The organism is Collinsella aerofaciens, assembly GCF_015670795.1.
In the GTDB taxonomy this organism is placed as follows: Bacteria; Actinomycetota; Coriobacteriia; order Coriobacteriales; family Coriobacteriaceae; genus Collinsella; species Collinsella aerofaciens_Q.
On record NZ_JADPCJ010000033.1, the window covers coordinates 2,604 to 24,138 of the forward strand.

Annotated in this window: 23 protein-coding genes; 22 read left to right on the forward strand and 1 reads right to left on the reverse strand. The window is 63.3% G+C overall.

The window, feature by feature from the left end; all coding sequences use genetic code 11:
- The 16 genes from I4W09_RS09105 to hisE form a co-directional block, all read left to right on the forward strand.
- A partial coding sequence (locus I4W09_RS09105; RefSeq protein ID WP_006235878.1) for an SIS domain-containing protein occupies positions 1-1,063 on the forward strand: 1,063 nt, incomplete at its 5' end.
- A 21-nt stretch (positions 1,064-1,084) separates the two neighbouring features.
- A complete protein-coding gene (locus tag I4W09_RS09110) occupies positions 1,085-1,504 on the forward strand; it encodes a PTS sugar transporter subunit IIA (RefSeq protein WP_006235880.1) in 420 nt (139 codons plus the stop codon).
- A gap of 57 nt (positions 1,505-1,561) precedes the next feature.
- Complete coding sequence (locus I4W09_RS09115; protein ID WP_055252644.1) at positions 1,562-2,044, forward strand: PTS sugar transporter subunit IIB; 483 nt, start codon at positions 1,562-1,564, stop codon at positions 2,042-2,044.
- 294 nt (positions 2,045-2,338) lie between these two features.
- Entirely contained in the window at positions 2,339-3,112 is a 774-nt protein-coding gene (locus tag I4W09_RS09120) for a PTS mannose/fructose/sorbose/N-acetylgalactosamine transporter subunit IIC (protein WP_196033798.1), read from the forward strand.
- Positions 3,093-3,926, forward strand: a complete 834-nt coding sequence (locus I4W09_RS09125; protein ID WP_006235883.1) for a PTS system mannose/fructose/sorbose family transporter subunit IID — start codon at positions 3,093-3,095, stop codon at positions 3,924-3,926. The genes I4W09_RS09120 and I4W09_RS09125 overlap by 20 nt, the downstream gene beginning before the upstream one ends.
- A gap of 112 nt (positions 3,927-4,038) precedes the next feature.
- Complete coding sequence (locus I4W09_RS09130; RefSeq protein WP_196033800.1) at positions 4,039-4,884, forward strand: sugar phosphate isomerase/epimerase family protein; 846 nt, start codon at positions 4,039-4,041, stop codon at positions 4,882-4,884.
- 267 nt (positions 4,885-5,151) lie between these two features.
- Complete coding sequence (locus I4W09_RS09135) at positions 5,152-6,213, forward strand: SIS domain-containing protein (RefSeq protein WP_006235878.1); 1,062 nt, start codon at positions 5,152-5,154, stop codon at positions 6,211-6,213.
- Positions 6,214-6,475: 262 nt separating this feature from the next.
- A complete protein-coding gene (hisG, locus tag I4W09_RS09140; protein WP_196033802.1) occupies positions 6,476-8,191 on the forward strand; it encodes an ATP phosphoribosyltransferase in 1,716 nt (571 codons plus the stop codon).
- Between the two features lie 105 nt (positions 8,192-8,296).
- Positions 8,297-9,733: a histidinol dehydrogenase gene (gene hisD, locus I4W09_RS09145; protein WP_196033806.1), complete on the forward strand. Its 1,437-nt coding sequence runs from the start codon at positions 8,297-8,299 to the stop codon at positions 9,731-9,733.
- Between the two features lies 1 nt (position 9,734).
- On the forward strand, positions 9,735-10,850 hold the full coding sequence (gene hisC / locus I4W09_RS09150) for a histidinol-phosphate transaminase (protein WP_196033809.1): 1,116 nt from the start codon (positions 9,735-9,737) through the stop codon (positions 10,848-10,850).
- Positions 10,851-11,438 (forward strand): imidazoleglycerol-phosphate dehydratase HisB, encoded by a 588-nt coding sequence (gene hisB / locus I4W09_RS09155; protein ID WP_196033812.1) that lies wholly within the window; start codon positions 10,851-10,853, stop codon positions 11,436-11,438. It abuts the gene before it with no gap.
- Between the two features lie 79 nt (positions 11,439-11,517).
- Entirely contained in the window at positions 11,518-12,219 is a 702-nt protein-coding gene (locus I4W09_RS09160) for an imidazole glycerol phosphate synthase subunit HisH (RefSeq protein WP_196033815.1), read from the forward strand.
- A complete protein-coding gene (locus I4W09_RS09165; protein ID WP_196033818.1) occupies positions 12,216-12,959 on the forward strand; it encodes a 1-(5-phosphoribosyl)-5-[(5-phosphoribosylamino)methylideneamino]imidazole-4-carboxamide isomerase in 744 nt (247 codons plus the stop codon). Before I4W09_RS09160 ends, I4W09_RS09165 begins: the two co-directional genes overlap by 4 nt.
- 3 nt (positions 12,960-12,962) lie before the next feature.
- Entirely contained in the window at positions 12,963-13,745 is a 783-nt protein-coding gene (gene hisF, locus I4W09_RS09170; protein ID WP_196033821.1) for an imidazole glycerol phosphate synthase subunit HisF, read from the forward strand.
- 140 nt (positions 13,746-13,885) lie between these two features.
- Positions 13,886-14,215, forward strand: a complete 330-nt coding sequence (hisI, locus tag I4W09_RS09175; RefSeq protein ID WP_195544821.1) for a phosphoribosyl-AMP cyclohydrolase — start codon at positions 13,886-13,888, stop codon at positions 14,213-14,215.
- 45 nt (positions 14,216-14,260) lie between these two features.
- Positions 14,261-14,578, forward strand: a complete 318-nt coding sequence (gene hisE, locus I4W09_RS09180; RefSeq protein ID WP_196033824.1) for a phosphoribosyl-ATP diphosphatase — start codon at positions 14,261-14,263, stop codon at positions 14,576-14,578.
- A gap of 120 nt (positions 14,579-14,698) precedes the next feature.
- Here the strand turns inward: hisE and I4W09_RS09185 are convergent, their stop codons facing one another.
- The gene (locus tag I4W09_RS09185) at positions 14,699-15,610 is read right to left on the reverse strand and encodes a PHP domain-containing protein (protein ID WP_196033827.1); all 912 of its coding nucleotides are present in this window, start codon (positions 15,608-15,610) and stop codon (positions 14,699-14,701) included.
- 340 nt (positions 15,611-15,950) lie between these two features.
- Here I4W09_RS09185 and larC2 point away from each other — a divergent pair, with 340 nt between their 5' ends.
- The 6 genes from larC2 (at position 15,951) to I4W09_RS09215 (ending at position 21,362) form a co-directional block, all read left to right on the forward strand.
- Complete coding sequence (gene larC2 / locus I4W09_RS09190; RefSeq protein ID WP_230318756.1) at positions 15,951-16,436, forward strand: nickel pincer cofactor biosynthesis protein LarC2; 486 nt, start codon at positions 15,951-15,953, stop codon at positions 16,434-16,436.
- A 60-nt stretch (positions 16,437-16,496) separates the two neighbouring features.
- Positions 16,497-17,045, forward strand: coding sequence for a phosphodiesterase (gene yfcE, locus I4W09_RS09195; RefSeq protein ID WP_196033831.1), 549 nt, complete (start codon positions 16,497-16,499; stop codon positions 17,043-17,045).
- A gap of 2 nt (positions 17,046-17,047) precedes the next feature.
- On the forward strand, positions 17,048-17,908 hold the full coding sequence (gene mazG / locus I4W09_RS09200) for a nucleoside triphosphate pyrophosphohydrolase (protein ID WP_196033833.1): 861 nt from the start codon (positions 17,048-17,050) through the stop codon (positions 17,906-17,908).
- A 189-nt stretch (positions 17,909-18,097) separates the two neighbouring features.
- A complete protein-coding gene (gene eno / locus I4W09_RS09205) occupies positions 18,098-19,387 on the forward strand; it encodes a phosphopyruvate hydratase (protein ID WP_196033835.1) in 1,290 nt (429 codons plus the stop codon).
- A gap of 186 nt (positions 19,388-19,573) precedes the next feature.
- Positions 19,574-20,332: a hypothetical protein gene (locus I4W09_RS10475; RefSeq protein WP_230318757.1), complete on the forward strand. Its 759-nt coding sequence runs from the start codon at positions 19,574-19,576 to the stop codon at positions 20,330-20,332.
- Positions 20,333-20,360: 28 nt separating this feature from the next.
- Entirely contained in the window at positions 20,361-21,362 is a 1,002-nt protein-coding gene (locus I4W09_RS09215; protein ID WP_196033837.1) for a Ppx/GppA phosphatase family protein, read from the forward strand.
- Positions 21,363-21,535: the final 173 nt, after the last annotated feature.

Below are 21,535 nucleotides of genomic sequence, written 5' to 3' on the forward strand. Positions count from 1 at the left end.
AATGAAGGAGACCGAGAAGATCGAGATCATGCACTTCGACCAGGAGGGCTATCTCGAGGACGGCAGGAACGTCTACGAGGCCGGCAAGAAGATGACCGCCCTGGCCGACCGCGTGCACGAGGAGGGCTACGACGCCGTCTTCCTGATGGGCGTCGGCGGCACCTGGGACGAGTTCATGCAGCTCGAGTACCTCATGAACAAGTTCGGCGACCGCGACCTCGAGGTCTACCTGATCCACGCCGCCGAGTGGAACGTCATGGGCCACAAGCGCATGACCGACAAATCCGTCGTGCTGACCGCCTCCGAGTCCGGCACCACCCCCGAGGTGCTCGAGGCCGTCGGCAAGATGAGGGAGATGGGCGTGCGCGTCTTCGCCATGACCAACCCCGAGGGCAAGATCGGGCAGGCCGTGGGCGCCGAGAACTGCGTCATGATGGCCTCCGACCACGGCGCCGGCGGCTGCGAGAAGGGCTACTACCTCGCCGACTGCTTCGGCCTGCGCCTGCTCAACCGCCGCGGCTGCTTCCCCAAGTTCGACCTGTTCATCGAGCAGACGAAGGACGTCTGGAAGGACATGCTCGACATCCGCAAGCGCTTCGAGCCGCGCGCCGAGGAGCTCGCCAGGAAGTACGCGCTGGCCGACTACACCATGTTCATCGGCTCGGGCGCGCTGTGGGGCGAGACCATCCTGTACTCCATGTGCCTGCTCGAGGAGATGCAGTGGAAGCGCATCCGCCACATCACCTCGCACGACTTCTTCCACGGCACGCTCGAGCTGCTCGAGCCCGGCGTCCCGGTGTTCCTGTTCATGGGAGAGGACGAGTGCCGCGCCCTCGACGAGCGCGTCCGCGCCTTCCTCACCAGCGGCGTGACCGGCGACGAGGACTACGTCATCATCGACACCGCCGAGTACGCGATCCCGGGCCTGGACGACGACTTCCGCGTCATCGTGTCGCCGTGGATCCTGTCCGTGCTGACCACCGACCGCCTCGCGCGCAACTACGAGCTGGTCACCAAGCACAACCTCAAGTACCGCCGCTACTACCACCAGTTCGACTACTAATTTCATTTAGGGGAAACCGCAATGAGGCAATACATCTTCGCCAGCCACGCGCATTTTGCGACCGGCATCAAGGAGAGCACCGAGCTGCTCTCGGGCGCGCGCGATAACGTCCACGACCTGTCGATGTTTGTCGACGGCCGCACCGACGTCGCCGAGGAGGCCGCCAAGCTCCTGGCGACCTTCGACCCCGCCGACGACGTAATCGTGTGCACCGACCTGTTTGGCGGCAGCGTCAACAACGAGTTCACCAAGATCGTCCAGACGCGCCCCAACACCTACCTGGTTGCCAACATGAATCTGCCGCTGCTGATCCAGCTGCTCTTTTCGGACCAGGAGGCTCCCGCCGATCAGGTTATCCGCGAGATCCTCGCGGCTGACGACACGCGCGTCAAGTTTGTCAACGACCTGCTGACCGATGCGGATGACGAGGAAGAGTTCTAGTCACCGCCTGCTATTAATGGGGCCGGGTTTCCGGCATGAGACCTTTGGGGGTCAATCATGATTCAACTGCTTCGCGTCGACCATCGTCTGCTTCATGGCCAGGTGGCCGTCTCTTGGGTCCAGGGCTTGGGCTCCGACTGCATCTTCTGCGTTGGCGACAAGGTTGCCAACGATCCCGTCTGGAAGACTACGCTCAAGATGGGAAAGCCGGCCAACGTCAAGCTCGTCATCAAGGACATGGAGCACGCCATCGAGGCCATCAACTCCGGTGTTACCGATAAGTACAAGATGATCATCTGCGTCGCCAGCATCGCCGAGGCCAAGCAGCTTGTCGACGGTTGCCCGCAGATCACCTCCATCAACCTGGGCAACACCAAGTCCAAGGACGAGCAGCGTCCCGATGCCCGTAAGATCTCCCGCCAGATCTTTGTGACTGCTGCCGAGGAAGAGGACATTCGCGAGCTCGTCGGCCGCGGTGTCGAGGTCGAGATTCGCGCTCTGGCCGACGACCCCAAGGTCGATGCCCTAAGCGCCCTCTAATTGGGAACCACGGGCGGCGCGCACGGCGCCGCCCCTATTCGTGGGCGTACCGGATAAACGCTTTACCCGTTACCCCCATCTACCGTTCACCGGGAGTACACGCCCGTTGAGCGATTGGTATTAAATAGTTTTCGCATGACTATATAATTGGTATCAAATCATTTGCACCGGTTTAGGTGTTAACAGCACACCGGTACAAGCTGGATCTGTCTGGGCGATTGTCGGCATGGAAAAGGGCGCGCTGACAAGTCGGGAATCGCCGCGCGGATCCAAGAGGGATCAAAGGGAGGAACAATGCTTGTTCAAGCGATCCTCATCGGACTTATCGCTGCCTTCGGTAAGCTCGATTATCAGCTCGGTACGCTCTATGCGTTCCGCCCGATCGTTCTGTGCCCGCTCGTCGGCATAGTCCTCGGGGACCTGCAGTCCGGCCTCGCCATCGGTGCGAGCCTCGAGCTGCTCTTCATGGGTTCTATCTCCATCGGCGCTTACGTGCCGCCCGATGAGTGTATTGGCGGTGTGCTCGCCTGCGCCTTCGCTATTCAGCTGGGCCAGAGCACCGAGGCCGCTATCGCGCTCGCGACGCCCATCGCCACTCTGTGCCTGGCCATTAAGAACGTCGTCAACGCCGGTATGCCCCTTCTGGTCGACCGTGCCGACGTCTTTGCCAGCAAGGGTAACCTCAAGGGTATCTACGCTATGCACTGGATTATCGGTCTCGTGATTGTCGTCCTGGCCTTTATCCTGTGCTCGGTCTCCTTCTATCTGGGTGCCGACGCCGTTCAGGGCCTGCTCGACTTCATCCCGACGTTCGTCCTCGATGGCTTTGGCGTCGCAGCCAACATCCTGCCTGCCATGGGCTTCGCCATGCTCGGCCGTCTGGTGCTTACCAAGCAGCTCGTGCCGTTCTACTTCCTGGGCTTCCTGCTGTGCTCCTATGCCAACGTGCCCGTCCTCGGCGTCGCCCTGATCGCAATCATCATCGGCATCGACAAGTACGACCTGCTGGGCCTTGGTGGCGCCCAGTCCCAGCTTTCTGTGGAAGGGGATGAGGACGATGACTTCTAATTCCGAGAACCAGATTACTCGCTCCGACCTCATTAAGAGCGCCGTGAACACCGGCGCCCTGGGCATGGAATTCTCCTGGACCTACTACAAGCAGATGAACATTGCCTTCTGCCTGATGGTCGCCAACATGCTCAAGAAGATCTATGCCGGCCGTCCCGATGATTACGCCGAGGCCTTGCACCGTCACAGCGCATTCTTCAACATCACCCCGCAGCTCGCTCCCTTCGTGGGTGGCATCGCGATGGCCATGGAAGAAAAGGTCGCTCGTGGCGAGGTTGAGCCCGAGAGCGTCAACGACATCAAGGCCGCCCTCATGGGTCCGCTTTCCGGCCTGGGTGACTCCTTCTTCCTGTCCACCCTGCGCGTCGTCGCCGCTGCCGTGGGCATCAGCCTGTGCCAGGCCGGCAACGTCTTTGGCCCCATCGCCTTCCTGCTCGTCTACAACATCCCGGCGTTCCTGATTCGTATCTTTGGCGCTATCAAGGGTTATGAGCTAGGCATTGGCTTCCTCGACGAGGCTCAGAAGACCGGCCTGATGCAAAAGATCATGGCCTGCGTCGGCATTGTCGGCGTTATGGTCGTCGGCGCCATGAGCAAGGACATGTTCTGGGCTTCGTTGCCCATCGCCATCGGTCAGGGCGACTCCGCCCAGACTCTCCAGGACATCCTGGACGGCATCATGCCCGGTATGCTCGGTATGGCCGCCTTCTGGCTCTACTACTGGCTGCTCTCCAAGAAGATCAACCCGATGGTCCTGATCCTCTGCACCATGGTCGTGGGCATCATCGGCGCTTACTTTGGCGTGCTTGCCTAATATGTTCGAATCGCGCTTCCATCGCGTCTAACGGTTGCGTCGATCTTTGGGGGGCTTGTCGCATCTGCGGCGGCCCCCTGTTTTTTAAAACTCCGTACGAAAGGGGAGGGCTATGGTCGTACCCGAGCTTTCGCTCATGAACATCAACCATCGTTACTACAGCATCGAGACGTTTTTTAAGGCTGCAGGTGAGGCCGGCTATCGCAATATCGAGCTGTGGACCGGCTCGATGCACCTGTATGTGGATTGCCATGAGCACGATTCGGTGGATAAGATTCGCGATCTTGTCGCCCAATACGGTATCAAGATCGTGTGCGTGTGCCCCGAGCAGAACAACCCCAAGCCGTGGAACGTCGCGGTGCGCGGTGAGGCGGGCCAAAAACGCATCCTCTCGTACTTTAAGAATGTGATCGACGTTGCCGTTGAGTTGGGCGTGCCGCAGATTCTGGTGACGAGTGGTTGGGCCTATCTGGACGAGCCGGCTGAGGACGCCTGGGCCCGCAGCGTTGCCATGCTGCGCTCGGTGTGCGACTACGCCGATACGCGCGGTATTCGCGTCGCGCTCGAGGCCCTGCAGCCGTCGGAGTCCGTGTTGGTCAACACCGCACAGGATGTCGCGCGCATCCTCGAGGCGGTCGATCGTCCCAACCTGAAGGCCTGTATCGACTTTGGCGCCATGGAAGTTGCCGGCGACACGATCGACGGCTACTTTGAGGTTTTGGGCGACAAGATCGTTCACACCCACTTTGTAGATGTGGGCGGCGGCACGACGCATCTTGCCTGGGGCGACGGCGAGCGTGATATGCGTGCCGACCTCGAGGCACTCATGCGCCACGGCTATACGGGCTATGTCTCGGCCGAGACGTGTGATGGCCGCTACTATCAGGATCCGTCCAAGGCGACGACTCAGGTTATCGAGATGTATCGCCGTGTGACAGCGGAGATGGAAGCCGAATAACTAAACTGCGCGGTTGCGCCGGAAACGCTTGGGCGGGTCTGGCGCAACGCTTTTATAGCTGGCGAGTTGTGGGGAACCCGTTGGCAGTAGCGCTCGAAATAGACAACTATTGGCGTTGTAATACCACTCGGGCGAGGAAACCGACCGTTCGCCGCAAATCTCCGTGAGTTTGGATTGGTATTAAATAACAAGCAATCGTATGGCTATAATTGGTATCAGCAAGAAGCGCGATGTATAGAATTGCGCACATGTGATGGGAGGACACACATGAAGGAGACCGAGAAGATCGAGATCATGCACTTCGACCAGGAGGGCTATCTCGAGGACGGCAGGAACGTCTACGAGGCCGGCAAGAAGATGACCGCCCTGGCCGACCGCGTGCACGAGGAGGGCTACGACGCCGTCTTCCTGATGGGCGTCGGCGGCACCTGGGACGAGTTCATGCAGCTCGAGTACCTCATGAACAAGTTCGGCGACCGCGACCTCGAGGTCTACCTGATCCACGCCGCCGAGTGGAACGTCATGGGCCACAAGCGCATGACCGACAAATCCGTCGTGCTGACCGCCTCCGAGTCCGGCACCACCCCCGAGGTGCTCGAGGCCGTCGGCAAGATGAGGGAGATGGGCGTGCGCGTCTTCGCCATGACCAACCCCGAGGGCAAGATCGGGCAGGCCGTGGGCGCCGAGAACTGCGTCATGATGGCCTCCGACCACGGCGCCGGCGGCTGCGAGAAGGGCTACTACCTCGCCGACTGCTTCGGCCTGCGCCTGCTCAACCGCCGCGGCTGCTTCCCCAAGTTCGACCTGTTCATCGAGCAGACGAAGGACGTCTGGAAGGACATGCTCGACATCCGCAAGCGCTTCGAGCCGCGCGCCGAGGAGCTCGCCAGGAAGTACGCGCTGGCCGACTACACCATGTTCATCGGCTCGGGCGCGCTGTGGGGCGAGACCATCCTGTACTCCATGTGCCTGCTCGAGGAGATGCAGTGGAAGCGCATCCGCCACATCACCTCGCACGACTTCTTCCACGGCACGCTCGAGCTGCTCGAGCCCGGCGTCCCGGTGTTCCTGTTCATGGGAGAGGACGAGTGCCGCGCCCTCGACGAGCGCGTCCGCGCCTTCCTCACCAGCGGCGTGACCGGCGACGAGGACTACGTCATCATCGACACCGCCGAGTACGCGATCCCGGGCCTGGACGACGACTTCCGCGTCATCGTGTCGCCGTGGATCCTGTCCGTGCTGACCACCGACCGCCTCGCGCGCAACTACGAGCTGGTCACCAAGCACAACCTCAAGTACCGCCGCTACTACCACCAGTTCGACTACTAAGAGCTGGTCACGGGTCCGATATTTTGGCTGGTTGATATCTCGATCCTGCACAAGGGCGTCCGCAATTGCGCGGGCGCCCTTTTTGCGTTGTGACAAGAGACTGCTGCTAACCGCTCGCCCTATGTTTCCAAATGAATACGCTGTGAGCCGAGGAGGACGATTTTCCCCGCAAACACTCTAGTATGCTAAAGTACCCAGAAGACCGGCGGAGCTATGCCGGTCTTCTGTTCTATACGAAGCACAGCATGAGGAGGCTCACCAGATGACGGCCACACCGTGGGGATTCCGGGACATATTGCCCGAGGAGGCTCAGGCGCGCGAGGAGATCGCATGTACGGTGAAGGGCTGCTTCAGGGAGCATCATTACCTTCCGGTCGAGACGCCGCTGCTCGAGGACAAGGGTTCGCTCGAGGAAGGCGGCCGCATCGCGGACACGCCGTTTAAGCTCTTTGATGACGACGGTCGCCTGCTGGTGGTTCGTCCCGACAACACGTTGCCGATCGTGCGCCTGGTTTCGACCCGCATGCGCGCGGCCGATCTGCCGCTGCGCCTTCGCTACGAGGCGCCGGTGGTTCGCGAGTGCCAGCGCAATGCCGGTGGCTCGCGTCAGTTTACACAGCTGGGCTTTGAGCTTATCGGTGCGGGCGATACCGCGGGCGATGTCGAGATCGTCTCGCTCGTGGCCGAGGCCGTGCGTAAGCTGGCACTGCCCGATGCGCGCATTATCGCAGGTAGCGTGCGTCCGTTTAAGGAACTGCTCGCGGCGTGCGAGGATCGCGAGCTGGCCGCCGAGGCCCTGCGCTGCGTGCACGCCAACGACTTTGTGGGCCTCGATGCCCGCGTGGCGGCAAGCACCGAGTCCGATGCCGTCAAGGCCGCCATTAGCGAGCTGCCGCGTCTGCACGGCGGTGCCGAGGTGCTCGACCGCGTGGACGCGCTGCTGGAGGCTGCCGGTATCGTCGCGCCGCTGACGCGCGAGCTGCGTGCCCTGGTTGAGGGCCTGGCACCCGAGGACGCCCAGGTGCTGTCGTTCGACTTCTCCATCATGAACTCTTTCGATTACTACACGGGCCTGGTCTTTAAGGCCTATGCCGGCGGCCTGCCCGATCCGGTGGGCTCGGGCGGTCGCTACGACTCCATCTTTACCGGCGCATTTGGCGACGGTATCGAGGTGCCGGCGGCGGGCTTCGCCTTTTCGCTCGAGCGCCTGGAGGCCGCGCGCACCTCGGCCGAGGATGCCGCTTCCGATGGCGACCACGCCGTGGGCCGCGGCGCCGAGGGCCCGCTGCGCATTGCCGTGCCCAAGGGCTCGCTTAAGGCCGACACGCTCGACGTGCTTGAGATCGCGGGCCTGGACGTCTCCGAGCTGCGTGACCCCGGCCGTCACCTGATCGTGCGCGGCCGCGACACGCGTGCCGGCGAGGGCGCGGTCGGCGATATCGAGTTTGTCATCGTGCGTCCCAGCGATGCGCCTGCCTTTGTGGGCTGCGGTGGTGCCGATTGCGGCATCTGCGGTTGGGACTCGCTCATCGAGGCAGACCTCAACCTGCTGCAGCTGGTCGACCTGGGCTATGGCCTGTGCACCTTTATCGAGGCGGAGCCCGCATGGCGCGCCGGTCAGGCCGAGCGCAACTATACTCGCCGCGGGTCGCTTCGCGTGGCCACCAAGTATCCGCGCATCGCGGGTGCATGGTATGCCGAGCGCGGCGTGAACGCCGACATCGTTTCGCTGCACGGTAACATCGAGCTGGGCCCCATTGTCGGCATGGCCGATCGCATCGTGGATATTACCGCCACGGGTGCCACGCTGCGCGACAACGACTTGGTCATCACCGGTCGCATCATGGACTGCACGGCCCGCTTCTTTGTCAATCCGGGTGCTGCGCGCCTTGATCCGCGCGTACGCAATCTGGCAGATCGCCTGGCCGCGGCCGTTAAGGACAAGCATTTTGAGCCCGTCGCGGGCTCGGCACAATAGCGCGAGCGCGCACGGGCGCCCCAACGTACGGGCTGCGGGCCGATTGGCGCCGCCGCCCGGTCTCTCGTTTTTCGAACACAACCTCGACCGATAGGGGATACCGATATGAAGACCATCAAGCTTGCTCCCGGTGAGCGCCTCGTTACCAAGCAGCTCAACCGCAAGGGCGTGCTGCCGCAAAACATCGTCGACGCCGCCCGCGATATCGTGGCCAATGTGCGCGTCAACGGCGATGCCGCGGTGCGCGATTACTGCCAGCGTTTTGACGGTGTCGAGCTGCAGAGCTTCCGTCTGCCGCAAGAGCAGATCGATGCCGCGCTCGAAGGCCTCGACCCGGCCTTTGTCGCCGCGCTCGAGAAGGCCGCGCGCCAGATTCGCGAGTTCCACCAGCGCGAGGTCGAGCAGAGCTGGTTTACCACGCGTGCGGACGGCACGATGCTCGGCGTTAAGGTGACCCCGCTCGCGGCGGCCGGCATCTACGTGCCGGGCGGTCGCGCGCAGTATCCCTCCACGGTGCTCATGAACGCCATTCCCGCCAAGGTCGCCGGCGTCAAGCGCGTGGTTATGGTGACCCCGCCTCAAAAGGATGGTCTGATCAGCCCGTACACGCTTGCCGCGGCAAAGCTCGGTGGCGTGGACGAGATTTATATGGTGGGCGGCGCTCAGGCTGTAGCCGCGCTGGCGTACGGTACCGAGACCATTCCGCGCGTCGACAAGATCACCGGCCCGGGCAACGCCTTTGTTGCCGCGGCCAAGCAGATTGTCTCGGGCGACGTGGGAATCGACATGGTCGCTGGCCCCTCCGAGGTCTGCGTACTGGCCGATGCCACGGCCAAGCCCATGGTGGTCGCGGCCGACCTAATGGCCCAGGCCGAGCACGATCCGCTTGCAGCCTGCTATCTGGTGACCTGCGACGAGCAGTTTGCGCGCGAGGTCGAGGCTGGTATCGACATTCTGGTAGCGCAGTCGCCACGCGCCGAAATCACGCGTGCTTCGCTCGACAATGAGGGCACCATCGTGGTGGCCGCCGACATGGCTGCCGCCGTCGAGGCCGTGAACACCGTGGCGCCCGAGCACCTTGAGCTGCACTGCAAGGACGCGATGGGCCTGCTCGGCGGCATTCGCAACGCCGGCGCCATCTTTGTGGGCGCTTGGAGCTCCGAGCCGCTCGGCGATTATGTTGCCGGCCCCAACCACACGCTGCCGACCGGCGGTACGGCCATGTTCTCCAACCCGCTTTCGGTCGAAGAGTTCGTTAAGCGCTCGAGCGTCATTTGCTATACGCCCGAGGGTCTGCTCTCCGACGCTCCCGCTACGCAGCGCCTGGCCGAGGCCGAGGGCCTGTGGGCGCACGCGCTTTCCGCCGCTTTGCGTCGCCGCGTGCTGGAGCAGGGCGAGGATGCCGTGAGCGCTGCGTCGCTGGCTGCGGCCGACCTGACCAAGGTCGCCTGGCCGGGTGATACGACCGCGACGGTCGCCGAGGGCGTGGACCTGGCGGCTGCAGGCTCGGATGGCGCTGGCGCGACCGGCGAGGAGGCCTAACATGGCCGAACTCACGCCGCGCATGAAGGAACTCGTCCAGCCCTACCTGGCCGGCATCGAGCCCTATGATCCCAACTTTACGCCCACGCGCATCAACCTTTCGGCCAACGAGAACACCTATCCCGTGCCGGCCGGTGTGCGCGAGGCGATCGATGCGGCGCTCGCCGCTACGCCGCTCAACCGCTATCCCGATCCCATGTCTAACGACCTGCGCGACGAGCTGGCCGCTTGGCATGGCGTGACGCGCGAGAACATCTGCGTGGGCAACGGCGGCGACGAGCTGCTCTATAACTACCTGCTGGCGTTTGGCGGCGCGGGACGGACCCTGCTCAACTGCCCGCCGTGCTTTAGCGAGTATGCGTTCTTTGCATCGCTCTGTCAGACCGAGGTGCGCGACGTGTGGCGCGACCCGGCGACCCTTGAGCTCGACCAGGCAGCGGTGCTTGCGGCGGCTCCCGAGTGCGATCTGGCGATCGTGACCTCGCCCAACAATCCCACGGGTGACGTGGCGCCGCTCGACTTTGTCGCGGCCCTGTGCGATGCGTGCCCCGGCATGGTCATGGTCGACGAGGCCTACGTTGAGTTTGCGGACGATTCGTTTGGCGCGGCTACCACGGCGCGGGGGCTTATCGCCGAGCATCCCAACCTGGTGATTCTGCATACGCTGTCCAAGGCGTTTGGCGCCGCCGGCACGCGTCTGGGCTACGTGATCGCGGCGCCCGAGGTCATCGATGTGTTTGCGGCGATTCGCCAGATCTACTCGGTTAACGTGCTGAGCCAGGCCGCCGCGCTTGCCTGCGTGCGTGCCCGCGATGCGTACGCGCCCGTGGTGGCACAGGTTGCATCCGAGCGCGAACGCGAACTGTGCGCCCTACGCGCGATGGCTGCCGAGGGTCTGCCCGTGGAGGCGTGGCCGAGCGCGGCGAATTTTGTGCTCGTGCGTACGCCGCATTCCACGCGCGTGCGCGAGCGCCTGCGCGACGAGTACTCGATTTTGGTGCGCGACTTTAGCTACGCGCCGGGGCTCGCGGACTGCCTGCGCATTACCGTGGGTACCCCGCAGGAAAACGACGAGGTGCTGGCCGCGTTTGCCACGCTGGCGAAGGAGGAGATGTAGATGGGCCGTTATGCCGAGGTGACCCGCAAGACGGGCGAGACCGACATTGTCGTAAAGCTCGACCTAGACGGAAGCGGCGCGTGCGATATCTCGACCGGCGTGCCGTTTTTCGACCACATGCTCAACGCCTTTGGCCGCCATGGCCTGTTCGATCTGACGGTGCACGCGGTGGGCGACGTGGAGGTCGATGCGCACCACACCGTCGAGGATACGGGTATCGTGCTGGGCGAGGCGTTTTGCCAGGCGCTGGGCGACAAGGCGGGCATTACGCGCTTTGCCGACGCGGCGATCGCCATGGACGAGACGCTTGTGATGGCTGCTGTTGATATTTCGGGCCGCGGGCAGGCCTACTGCGAGCTGCCCGTGCCGACCGAGCGCGTGGGCAGCTTCGATACCGAGCTGGCCGTCGAGTTCTTCTACGCCTTTGCGCGTGACGCCAAGCTCACGCTGCACGTGCGCGAGCTGGCGGGCAGCAACTCGCATCACATTATCGAGGCTGCCTTTAAGGCCGTGGGCCGCACGATGCGCCACGCCTGCGAGCTCGATCCCCGCGTGCAGGGCATCCCCAGCACCAAGGGATCGCTGTAACCGTTACAAGGGTAAAACCACCACAAAGGGGACAGGCACCTTTGTGGTGGTTTTGGATGATGAGAAGTGGAGGGGTCGCGTGGGCGAACCGAAGATCGTGGTGGTCGACTACCACAAGGGCAACTTATCGAGTGTTGTGCGCGGGCTTGCGCGCGCCGGTGCCGCCGCCTGCACATCGGACGATCCGGAGCAGATCCGCAATGCCGACGGCCTGGTCATCCCGGGCGTGGGCGCGTTCTGTGACGCAATCGCCTTTATGCGCCAGAGCGGCGAGGCGGACGCGGTGCTCGATGCCGTCGCCGCCGGAACTCCACTGCTCGGTATCTGCCTGGGCCTTCAGCTGTTTTTTGAGCGCGGCGACGAGGGTGTGCCGGCGGACGAGGGTGTTGCCACGGACGGCGACGTCTCCGAGCAGGCTGGCGGTCCCTGGGTCGATGGCCTGGGTATTATGCGTGGCTCGTGCACGCGCTTGAAATCGAGTCGCCTGAAGGTGCCGCACGTGGGCTGGGACCAGGTGCACATGACGCCCGCCGGTGCGGCCGATCCGTTGCTTACTGGTTTTGCCGAGGGTGCCAACATGTACTTCACCCACAGCTACGCGGTGGCCGACGATGCCGATGCCGCCGATGTGCTGGCGCGCACGCACTATACGCGGAGCTTCCCGTGCATCGTGCGCCACGGCAACGTGTGGGGCTGCCAGTTCCATCCCGAGAAATCCTCCGCGCTGGGTCAGCGCATCCTTAAGAACTTCGTCAACATCGTCGAGGAGGTTGGCCGATGATTCTGTTTCCCGCAATCGATTTGATCGGCGGCAAGGTTGTGCGCCTGGAGCGCGGCGACCGGAGCCGCTGCAAGGTATATTCCGACGACCCCGTGGCCGTGGCCCGCTCCTTTGCCGAGCAGGGCGCGAGCTGGGTGCACGTCGTCGACTTGTCCGCCGCCTTTGGCGAGGACGAGGACGCGCGCGCTGCTAACTCGGCGGCGATTAAGGCCATCTGCGGCGTCGACGGTCTGTCCGTGGACGTGGGCGGCGGCGTCCGCTCGCTCGCGCGCATCGACGAGCTGGCCGGCTATGGTGCTCACCGTATTGCGCTGGGCACCGTGCTGGTGACCGAGCCGGGTTTTGCCGAAGTGGCAGCCCAAGGCTTTGGCGAGTTGCTGGTGGCAGACATCGCCGCGCGCGACGGTCAGGTCAAGGTGAATGGCTGGCGTGACGGCGCGGGTGTGGCGCTCGACGATGCCGTGGCGCAGCTTTCCGAGCTGGGTTTTAAGCATCTGGTGTATACCGACATTGCGCGCGATGGCATGCAGACGGGCATCGATGTGGCGGCGTATCGCCATGTGGCCGAGGTCGCGGGTTTTCCCGTCGTGGCTTCGGGCGGCATCTCGGCGCTCGACGACATCCGCGCACTGGCCGCGGTGGGTGAGGGCGCGATTGAAGGTGCCATTACCGGTCGTGCGCTCTACGAGGGCAACTTTACGCTGGCCCAGGCGCTGGCCGCCGCCCGAGGGGAGGAGTAACCCATGCTTACCAAACGCGTGATTCCCTGCCTGGACGTCAAGGACGGCCGTGTGGTCAAGGGCGTCAACTTTGTGAGCTTGCGCGATGCGGGCGATCCGGTGGAGCTGGCGCGCGCCTACGACCGCGAGGGTGCGGACGAGGTTGTCTTCCTGGACATTACCGCCACGAGCGACAACCGTGCGACGACTATCGAGATGGCGGCGCATGCAGCCGAGGAGCTCGCTATTCCCTATACCGTGGGCGGCGGTTTCCGCGACCTTGCGGGCATGCGCACCATGGTTGCCGCCGGTGCCGACAAGGTGTCGCTCAACTCGGCGGCCGTGCGCGACCCGTCGTTGATTAGCCAGGCTGCCACGGCGTTTGGCAGCCAGGCCGTGGTCGTGGCGATCGATGCCAAGCGCGTCGGTTTGCCCGGCGCATCTGGTGCCGACAAGTGGGAAGTCTTTACCGCAGGAGGCCGCAACGCCACGGGTATCGACGCGGTGGCGTGGGCCGATGAAGCGGCTCGTCGCGGCGCCGGCGAGATCCTGCTGACCAGCATGGATCGCGACGGCACCAAGTCCGGCTTTGACCTGGCGCTCACCCGTGCCGTGGCGCGCGCGGTGCCGATTCCCGTTATTGCGAGCGGCGGCGTGGGTACGCTCGAGCATTTTGCCGAGGGCGTGATCGAGGGCGAGGCCGACGCCGTGCTGGCAGCAAGTGTCTTTCACTTTGGGACGTTCAGCATTCGCGAAGTCAAAGAGTATATGGCCTCTCAAGGTATTCCTGTGAGGTTGGACTTCTAATGCTGCGGCTTGCCCAGGCACCGCATCTTGCCGCTCAAACCGTCGCTCGCGTACAAAGTACGCGTCGCTCCTCTTTCGCGGCAACCTGCGGCACCTGGACAACCCTCGCCGACCGGCGATGTTTAAATTGGGGAATTGAAATGAGAGAAATTACTACTCCAGCGGATCTTAAATACGACGCCAAAGGATTGATTCCTTGTGTTGTTCAGCAGTATGACACCGGCGAGGTGCTTATGGTTGCCTGGATGAACGAGGAGTCGGTGGGGTTGACGCTCAAGACCGGCACCACGTGGTTTTGGAGCCGCAGTCGCCAGGAGCTCTGGAACAAGGGCGCGACGAGCGGCAATATGCAAGCGGTCAAGGAGCTCTGGGCCGACTGCGATAGCGATACGCTGCTGGTCAAGGTCGACTCGCCGGGCCCGGCCTGCCATACCGGCAACCGTACCTGCTTCTTCAAGAAACTCGCGTAGGGCGGGCGCTCGATTAGACGCTCGGCCACCAGAAAGGATTGAACCATGGGTGTGCGCACCGCAAACGTTCAGGATGGAAAAATCGGTGAGACGCTGACGGGGCTCGCCGAGGTGATTCACGGTCGTCGTGATGCATCGCCGCAGGAGAGCTATACCGCGCGTCTGCTGACCGACGTCGAGGACGAGCTGCTCAAGAAGCTTGCCGAGGAGTCGAGCGAAGTGATCATGGCCTGCAAGGATAACGATCACGATCACATCCGCTACGAGGCCGGCGACCTGGTCTACCATCTGCTCGTAACCCTTGAGCGCTACGGTATCACCCTCGACGAGCTTGCCGGCGAACTCAACGCCCGCCGCCACTAGTCGTTTGGGACAGTCTTTGTTGGTGTGACGGGGTCATGGAAGTTGCGGTGAAATAGGGACTGTTTAAGCGCTTCATCAAGCAAAACAATCCCTATTTCACCGCAACTTATGAAGGGATGGCTAGGCGAGGGGCGTGGATTCCCATTCGCCGGTGGCGTGGGGGATGTCGAAGGTTCGATAACCGCAGTCGTAGGCGTGCGCCTGGGCCTCGCGGATGATCCAGCAGATATCACAGGCGCGGTGCGCGTCCGAGCCAAAAGTGATCGGCACCTCGGCATGGGCAAAGCAGCGCAAAAGACCGGTTGCGGGGTAGTAGTCGTCGAGCCCCTTGCGCGGTGCGGCGGTCGAGACCTCAACGCGGCGGCCCGTATCGTGCGCGTACTCTGCCATCTGCTGCCAAAACGGTGCGGGGTCAAAGTCGGGCGCAAAGCCTTCTTTCGAAAAGCGCATGACCAGGTCGGGGTGAGCCATCACATCAAAGTTGAGCGGGCTCTCGCAGGCGCGGCACCAGTCATCGACATAGCGCTCCCACACGCCGCGCACGCCTAAGTTTTCCCAAACATGCAGATTGGCGTCATCGTCGATCCAGCCGCAGCGCGAATCGGGCGTATCGGGACGAGCGACGTCCTCCGTCCCCGCCGTGCCCGCAGCACCTGCCGCAATATCGCCTGGGTTACCAATCCAATGCACACTGCCCAGGCGCACGACGGCGCCCTGGGACCAGCGCTCGACCAAAGGCTCGCAGCCCTCGTACCAATCGCATTCAAAGCCATAGATAAGCTCGAGCTCCGGCGCGATCTGCGCGGCAAGCTTGCGGGCATCCTCAAAAGCCAGATGATGTGCCGGCAGGTCGCCCTCAGTAACCTGCACTTCGCAGTTGGCATCCATGCTGGCGGGCAGGGTGAGGTGGTCGGTCGAGACCATGACCTGGCAGCCGGCCGCAGCGGCGGCGCGAACGTTGTCCTCAAACGAGGCATGTCCGTCCGAGAACGAGGTGTGGGTGTGGCAATCGACCAGCGGGCAAGCAGACATGGCGGCTCCTTTGCGTCAAGCGAATCCGCTTCATTGTAATGGCGCAGCTCTCAACACGCCGGACACGCCGGGGGCCGAAATCGATTGGAAAGGCTGCGCGACGCGCGGTGCGGCCTCGCCTGCGCTCTCAAAACATGTACATCAGCCTCCAAAAGCTGCAAATAATGACATGTTTGGAGGCTGACGTACACGTTTGAGTGGAGCGGGCCGGCGTTGGAGCGCGCCGGCACTTGCGCCCAGCAAAAGTCGCACCTATCCCATGACGCCGCCCCTGCGCCGCCTGCGATGTGCTAGCGTTTGGGTGAACAAAACGAGCCCGTGCGGAAAGGATCCGGACCGTATGCAACGTGGAAGTACATCTCCGCTGTCCCGCGAGACCGATGCGCCCGAGACTATCGTCAAGCTGGAATGCGATATCGACGACGCGTCGCCCGAGGTGCTCGCCTATGCCGCCGACCGCCTGCGCGAGGCGGGTGCTCGCGAGGTGCATTGGCTGCCCCTCTATTGCAAGAAAGGCCGCCCCAGCTGGCAGCTACAGGTAATCTGTGTCCACGAGGATATCGAGCGCCTGCAGACGATTATGTTTTTGGAAACCACGACCAACGGCATTCGTCGCCAGGTCATGGAGCGCGTTTGCCTGCCACGCCGCTTTGAGCGCGTAACGACGCCATGGGGCGAGGTGCCCGTCAAGGTGGCAACCCTGCCCGATGGCAGCGAGCGTGCAGCGCCCGAGTACGAGGACTGCGCCCGTCTCGCTCGCGAGCATAACGTGCCGCTCCAGCGTGTGATGCAGACGGCACAAACCGCGGCATCGCGATTTGAATAACGCGGCTGGTGGCGACATCCTGCGCCCAGCCATATCAACCCCATTCGAAAGGATCTTCCCATGAAATACCTCATCGCCTCCGACATCCACGGCTCGGCATACTGGACCGAGCGCCTGGTCACCGCCATCGAGTCCGAGCAGCCCGACCGCATCGTGCTGCTGGGCGACCTGCTCTACCACGGCCCGCGCAACGACCTGCCGCGCGATTACGCCCCCAAGCGCGTGATTCCGCTGCTCAACGCCCTAGCCGACCGCATCATCGCGGTGCGCGGCAACTGCGACGCCGAGGTCGACCAGATGGTGCTCGACTTTCCCGTCATGGCCGACTACGCCACGCTGTTCGACGAGACCGGCCGCGAGCTGTTCCTGACGCACGGCCACGTCTTTGGCGCCGGCATGCACAACAGCGTCGACCACGCGCCCGCGCTGCCCGAGGGCTCCGCGCTCGTCTACGGTCACACGCACATCAAGGTCAACGAGGAAAGCGCCGCGCACCCGGGCCTGTGGCTCTTCAACCCCGGCAGCGTGAGCATTCCCAAGGACGGTACGCACAGCTACGGCATCTACGAGGGCGGCGCGTTCCGCCATGTGATCCTGGAGGAGGAATAACCATGGCGCAGCACATGGCCCAGCAAAATGCCGAGGGTTCGCGCGATTTGTCCACGCTGGTCGACGCGTCGGCTGAGCTGCAGCATCTGGTGCAGACCATCTGGCGCCTGCGTCAGCCCGACGGCTGCCCGTGGGACCGTGAGCAGACGCACCGCAGCATTGGCAAGAACATGATCGAGGAAGCCTACGAGGCGCTCGACTGCATCGAGGCCGATGATGCGGCACACCTGCGCGAGGAGCTGGGCGACGTGCTCATGCAGGTCGTGCTGCATGCGCAGATCGCGGCGGACGCCGGCGAGTTTACGCTGGCCGACGTGGCGCGCGATATCGACGCCAAGCTCATTCGCCGTCATCCGCATGTGTTTGGCGATGTGGATGCCGACAGCTCCGACGAGGTGCTCAAGATTTGGGACGAGGTCAAGCTTGCCGAGAAGGCCGCCAAGGACAAGGCCATGGCGGCGGGCGAGGCTGCGCCCGAGGGCCTGCTCGACGGTGTGCCCACGCATCTGCCGGCGCTGATGCAAGCCCAGAAGGTGTCGCGCAAGGCGGCTGCCGTGGGTTTTGAGTGGGAGACGGTTCAGGACGTGTGGGACGAGGTCGCCGAGGAGCGCGCCGAGTTTGAGGCCGAGGCTCCCGGCTCGCCCGAGCGCGAGATGGAGTTCGGCGACCTGCTCTTTGCCCTGGTCAACGTTGCGCGCAAGGAGGGAATCGACGCCGAGAGCGCTCTGCGCGCCAGCACGGCAAAGTTCCGCCGTCGCTGGGCCGCGATGGAGCAGATGGCGGCCGATGCTCACGTGGATCTTGCCGAGCTTTCGACTCACGGCCTCAACGACCTGTGGGATGCCGCAAAGGCGGAGGAGTAAGACTGCGGGAACGACGGGCTGACATGCCTTATCGTTCCCGCTAAATTTTTCGAAAATCAAGTGTATCCCTCGGCTAACTTAGGGCATAATGCAAAAAGTGCGACATGGCTAACTTACGGAGGCGCACCGACGGTGCACGGTCAGCCGGTCGCTTGCATCCACTACGTTTCCAAGTGAGAGGGAGACAACATGAGCGATATTTTGGACGTCTATGGTCGCGAGGTGCTCGACAGCCGCGGCAATCCCACCGTCGAGGTCGAGGTCGTGCTCGAGGACGGCAGCTTTGGCCGCGCAATGGTGCCTTCGGGTGCTTCGACCGGCGCCTTTGAGGCCTGCGAGTTGCGCGACGGCGACAAGGGTCGCTACCTGGGCAAGGGCGTTTCGCAGGCCGTCGAGCACGTCAACAACGAGTGCGCTAACGCCGTCGTGGGTCTCGACGCCTTCGACCAGCGCGCCGTCGATGCCGCGCTGATTGCCGCGGACGGTACCCCCAACAAGACCAAGCTCGGTGCCAACGCCATCCTGGGCGTGTCGCTGGCCGTCGCCCGCGCCGCTGCCGAGTCGGCGGGCCTGTCGCTGTACCAGTACCTGGGCGGCGTCAACGCCCATCTGCTGCCCACGCCCATGATGAACATCCTCAACGGCGGCGTGCATGCCGACAATAACGTTGACTTCCAGGAGTTCATGATCATGCCGGTGGGCGCCCCGAGCTTTGCCGAGGGCCTACGTTGGTGCGCCGAGGTCTACCACACCCTCAAGGGCGTGCTGCACGAGGCCGGCCTGGGCGGCGGCGTGGGCGACGAGGGCGGCTTTGCCCCCAACCTTAAGACCAATGCCGAGCCGTTCGAGTACATCACCAAGGCCGTCGAGAAGGCTGGCTTTAAGCCCGGCGTCGACTTCATGTACGCCATGGACCCGGCCTCGACCGAGTTCTACAACGCCGAGACCGGCATGTACGAGCTCAAGGGCGAGGGCGTTGAGTATGCGAGCGCTCAGATGGTCGATTACTGGGAGAAGCTCGTCGACACCTATCCCATCATCTCCATCGAGGACGGCATGGCCGAGGAGGACTGGGACGGCTGGGTCGAGCTCACCCGTCGCATTGGCAACAAGGTGCAGCTGGTGGGCGACGACCTGTTCGTCACCAACACCGAGCGCCTCAAGAAGGGCATCGAGCTGGGTGCCGCCAACGCGGTCCTGGTCAAGGTCAACCAGATCGGCACGCTCACCGAGTCACTCGAGGCCATCGAGACCGCCAAGGAGGCCGGCTACGCTTGCATCGTGAGCCACCGTTCTGGCGAGACCGAGGACTCCACGATCGCCGACCTGGTCGTGGGCGTCAACGCCGGCCAGATCAAGTCGGGCGCCCCGTGCCGCAGCGACCGTATCGCCAAGTACAACCAGCTCATCCGCATCGAGGACGAGCTCGAGGGCAGCGCGCGCTACGCCGGCAAGGCCGCGTTTTACAACATTCGCTAAACAAGTGGCGCACGCGGGGGCGGGGTTGACTCGGCTCCGCTCCACTTCTGATGGCCGCCATTGGGCGCTGGGCCATATGACTCAGCGCCTTTTTTATGTCGAGCAAAGGCTGGCGAAGGCGGTGCGGGCGCTCGTGCTATAACTAGAATACTTAGCGCAAACAAACCTCAACCGCACAAGGCGCACATGGATCAGATTTACGACAACAGGTACTATTCCGCCGGTTCGCGTGAGCCGTCGCCTCGCCGTGCGCGCACGGTGCAGCTCGGTGGGTCCGCCTACGCCGGCGCCGACCGCTCCACGCAGTGCCCGACAAGTACCTCGCGCCCCAATGCTCATGTGAATACTTCGGCAGATGGACCGGTGCGCCCGGCACGTTCGTCGCATGCGTCGCGTCCCTCGGCCCAGATGCACGACAGGTCGAGCAGGCCCTCGAGCCGTCTTTCGGGCTCGGACTTTATGCGCTACGCCAATGACAATGCGGCGGTCAAGGCGATCTATGACTTTACGCATGGCTCTCTGCGCCCGCTGTTTATCGGCATTGTCGTGGCGCTGGCGCTCGTGAGCCTGTATTTTCCCGTACGCGACCTGTACGTGGCTAAGCGCTCGAGCGACATCTTGGCCAAGCAGGTCGAGATTCGTCAGCAATACAATGATGAGATGAAAAAAGACACTGATAAGTGGTTCTCGGAAGAGGGCATTAAGGATTCGGCACGGGGCCTGGGCATGGCGATGCCCGGCGAGAAGAGGATTGAAGTGCTGGGCCTGGACGATGATTCGGATTCGTCGTCGAGCAAAAAGTCCTCAAACGCCAAGAATGCCAGCGAAGTGGCCAAAGAGATCGAAGAGGTCGGCAAGGACGCAGCGTGGTACATCAAGACGCTCGATATGCTGTTTGGATTTAACGGCGTCGAGGGCCAGACGGTCGCGTCCAGCGGCGAGTAGGCGAGTAGCGCCCGGAGGGGAGCCCGCAATGGCAGATTGCAAACGATATAAGGTGTCCGCGATCGACCTGGGAACGGTGTCGTCGCGACTGGTGCTGGCGCAGGTCGAGGGCGGGGCGATCGTGGAATCGTCCAAGCATACCGAGATTACCGATCTGGGCGAGGGCGTCGACGCGACGGGCCGCTTTTGCGAGGCGGCTGTCGAGCGTGTGCTCGCTGCGTGCCGCATGTTTGTGGACGAAGCCCGTGCCTTTGGGGCCGCGTGCGTCTGCACCACCTGCACGAGTGCCGCGCGCGATGCGTCCAACGCCGCGCTGCTGCTGGACGGCCTGCGCGGGCTGGGGCTCGAACCGCAGGTGATTCCGGGCGAGGTTGAGGCACGCCTGACGTTTTTTGGCGTGGCACACGACTTTGCCGGCGAGCGCATCATTGTTGCCGATTCGGGTGGTGGCTCCACGGAGCTCGCGACGGGCGTATACGCTCCGGAGCGCGGGGTCTTCGCGCTGGAGGGAACGCGCTCGCTGGACATCGGTTGCCGGCGCGTGACCGAGCGGTTTTTCTCTGCGCTGCCGCCGTCGACGAACGAGCTTGCGGCTGCCGCCGCGTGGGCGGGCGAGCAGTTCTCCGCCTATTTTGAAGGCCTGCCCAGTGACTTTGAGCGTGCTGAGCGCCTCGTTGCGGTGGGCGGTACCGTCACCACGCTCGTGGCGCTGGTCCACGAGCTGGAGCCGTACGACTCGAGCTTTGTGCACCTGCGCGAGCTTTCGATGGAGCAGATCTCGGCCGCCATTGAGCGCATGTCCGCGCTGGATGTGGAGGGTATCGCTGCACTGCCGGGCGTGCAGCCCAAGCGCGCGGGCGTGATTCTGGCCGGCGCCGTGGTGATCCGCGAGCTCATGCGTGCCGGCGGCTACAAGACGCTCACCGTAAGCGAGAACAGCCTACTCGCTGGCATGGCCGCCACCATCAACGAGGTTCTCGACGGCGCGACTCCCACCATCGCCTGGACCCCCACTCTCAGCACCCTTTAACCATCCCCTCATAAGTTGCGGTGAAATACGGACTAAAATCGCCCTTTCGGGCACCAAACAGTCCCTATTCCACCGTAACTCAGAAGCCGGCACCTGGGGACGTTCCTTTTAATATGAGCAGGACATTGTCAAGAGGCAAAATCGGGCCTGGCCCCAACGATATGGGGTCAGGC